This window comes from Campylobacter concisus, from assembly GCF_902460895.1.
Taxonomy (GTDB): domain Bacteria; phylum Campylobacterota; class Campylobacteria; order Campylobacterales; family Campylobacteraceae; genus Campylobacter_A; species Campylobacter_A concisus_BC.
In genome coordinates this window covers 1-3,296 of record NZ_CABPVL010000026.1, presented here as the reverse complement: position 1 = coordinate 3,296, position 3,296 = coordinate 1, and the positions used below count along the sequence as shown (strand labels likewise).

The 3,296-nt window shown below is 32.1% G+C and carries 1 protein-coding gene and 2 pseudogenes; all 3 read right to left on the bottom strand.

Translation table 11 applies throughout. The features are described 5' to 3' along the window. Positions 1-694 (bottom strand): annotated as a pseudogene (locus F3G98_RS10635) (hypothetical protein); the annotation flags it as partial. Next, complete coding sequence (locus F3G98_RS10205) at positions 695-1,447, bottom strand: hypothetical protein (RefSeq protein ID WP_149726113.1); 753 nt, start codon at positions 1,445-1,447, stop codon at positions 695-697. 86 nt (positions 1,448-1,533) lie between these two features. Then, positions 1,534-3,296 (bottom strand): annotated as a pseudogene (locus F3G98_RS10200) (hypothetical protein); the annotation flags it as partial.

The window sequence follows — 3,296 nt, the reverse complement described above, 5'->3', positions numbered from 1 at the left end:
CATTATCTAGAAAGAAATTTATTAAAGAATTTACTTGAGTTGGTACGTGCCCACTAGCTAGCATTATATCAGCCCAAATGTCTGCTGGTTCTTCGGTTAAATTCATTTCAGTGCCTCTAAAAACCAATATCCTTTTATCATTGTCTTTTGTATCTTCAAAGAGCGTAGCACTAAAACCTTCATTATCATTTTTTTGATGTTTTAGAAGTCTAAATCTTGATGTGAAATTTTTGGTACGTTTGGAGAGATTGTCTATTGTGTAAAACAGCATTTGTTCTTTTGTTGTTTCATCGACATCTATAAATGAGTGGATACTGTTGTCTATTTTTTGTGGTTTAGGGTCTGATTTTTTAAGCTCGCTTGGTTTAAATATTTTTAAATCCTGCATAAATCTAGCTTCAACACAAAGGGCATAGGATGTAGGCATCTTTTTTACTTCGGTAGTAACATTGCCCTGCTCATCTGTTTTTATGCTTTTAATTTCTTTTTCATATAAAAAATTTGTACTATCGGCATAGTCCCATCTAGGATTTGGCGTCTTTAAAATTTTCTCATTATAAAATTTATCTGAAAAACTCCAAATTTCATTCTCATCTATGTATTCAAAAAATGCGTAACTAACGTCAGCAATATCAGCATAAACTCTTAGTTTATCTACCATCTCTTTATTTGTTAAATTCTTTAGAGTATTCATCTATTTATCCTTGTCTTTATTGCTGATTTTTTGAAATTTATTGTCTATGAAGTAAAATTTATTATCTCCAATTAGTCTTTGAGTGCTTTCCTTGGTAAATTTTATGCCACTTGCTTCGTCGCCATATAGTCCAAATATAACTTCTGTATAAAGTGTAGAAACTCCAATGCTTATAGGTATAATGGTGTCGTTGTCTATATAGAAATATCCTAAATTTATACTTAGATAATTTTCATATTTATCATAATCTTTACCCATAAATTCTTTTAGTTTTTCTTCATAGTTATTTAAAATTTTGTAGTTATCTATTTTTATATTATCTTTTCTTGAGTAATATCTCTTTCCATTAGACAATGTCTGAATAGGTGTTGATTGTTGGCTTGCAGTATCTTTTATAAATTTATCTTGTGCTTCACTATCGCTATTGGTATTATATCTTTGCCTAAATTTTTCTTTATTATTGTTCCAAACTTTGTTTAAAAAATATCCATCAGTAGTAACCTGTTTTTTAACAACAAGCTCACACTCGTTAGTTGTTTTGCTAGAGTAGCAATCTCTTAGCTCTTTTATCTCTTCCTCCCTCTTATCTATCTCCTTCTCCAGCTTCTCATCAAATACATAAACACCACCATATTTTTTAGCAATGCTCTCTTGCTCACTAGTTAGATCAGAAATTCTTATAAAGCCATTAAAATAAGCAAGTGGTAGCAGTATAAACAAGCAGATAAAAACTATAAATTTGACTTTTTTCATCATAAATCCTTTTAAATTTAAAACTATATAAGATATAAAATTTCTTTTAATTTTATTGTGATTATATTTACAATATTATTAATTTATTATGCGGCTAGATATATCTCTTTATAAACATCTCTTTTTATGCTACCCCTATCTAGTATAAGCGCTATATCCTGAGATTTGATACTCCTGCCAGCTTTGCTTTTTAGCACCACTTGGCCACCATGCGGGCAAGTGATGATGTCGTCTTCTATGACTGGGTGAGCGGTGAAATTTGTAGCTGTGGCGCCCAAAGGCATGCTTTGATGATTTACCGCCTCTCTATCTTGTGCTTGCTTCTCTTTTTCCTCATCATTGTTAGCTCTTTTTAGCTTTATATCCAAGCTACCCATCTCTATATCATAGCCAAGCACTCTTATACTAGTGTTTTTATTTGTGATATCAAGTGAGCCTTTAGAGCTTTCATCATCTATTGGGCTAAAGTAGTAAAAAGGCTTTTGCTCATCTTTGTTTTCAAAGAGATCGTGCTCTTTTTCATCTTTAAAATTTGTAAAGCCAAATTTATAGTCTTTAGCTTCGTTTGCACCTTTTAGAAGTGTAGCGTTTAAGAAGAGATCGACCTTGTAGTTTTCTGGGTTTTCCACGCCAAATTTATCTCTTATCTTGTCATATAACCTTTCAATATCCACTATGTCTTTATCTTTTGTAAATATGGCTAAACTCTCTTTATCCTTATCCACATATACGCTAGAGCTAGCTGATAAAAAGCCAAATTTTATCTCGCCTCTATCTTTTACGTCGTATAAATTTATAGAGCCACTGCCTGTGTCTTTATCAAATAAAAGAGAGTAGGTCTGTTCTGATCTTTTCATAAAGTATGCTTTCTCATCTTGTGATGAAAGTGATCTTGTGAAATTTGAAGCATAGGTGTAGAGCTTGCTAGCTTGTGCCTTGGTGCTAGTGATATCACTAGAGCTCTCATCTACCACCTTATACGTCCTACACTTATGCATAGCCCTTTGATCTTCTATGCTTTCGCAACCACTCTCTTTAAATTTCTCTACTTCATCTTTGCTTATTATCTTTGTATATCGCTTCTCTTCGCTAAGCTTAAATATATCTTCTATTATCAAAGCTTCTTGCTCGTCTTTTAGGTAGTGATCTGTGCGTATATCTAAGTCGTGTTTTATGTTGTTTATAAGTATAAGTAGTAGCCAGTTTTTGTTTTTGTTATATGTAATGGGCGAAATGGTGGCTTTATTGTCCATGTTGAAATTTACGCTATTGTATTGCATAGATAAATTTGTATCTAGATCAAATATAAGCTTATAGTTTTGCTCCATAAATTCATTTAGATATAAAAGCGTGCCCTTTAAGCTCACATTTTTTGTCTTTTCGTCATTATCTTTTTGCTCTAAAAGATATGAGAAAAAGTATAGTGTAGTAGCCGTGTAGGTAAGAAAGTGCGAGCTTACACTCACATTTGTATTTAGTATCGCATCTACGTTGCCTATATTTATAAGCACCTCATTGCCATTTATATCAACTCCAAGGTCTTGTATGGCGTTTTCATAGAGTTTATTGTTAAAGGCTAAGCTATCATTGTCTGTTTTCATGTGGTATATGTTATTAACATTTAAAGGTACTGGTAGGTAGGTGTGGTCTTTGTATCCAAGTGATATATTTGTGTAAAGCTTTTGTTTAATGTTGATGATATTTTTGGCTTTGTCTAGCAAATGTGGCTCATTTAAAGCCGTATCACCTATAAATAATGCATCTGAAATAGTTTCCGTGGTATAGTCTTCTTCTCTTTTAATTTTACTTAATAATCCAGGGGAATTAAATGTATAAATTTCATCTATAT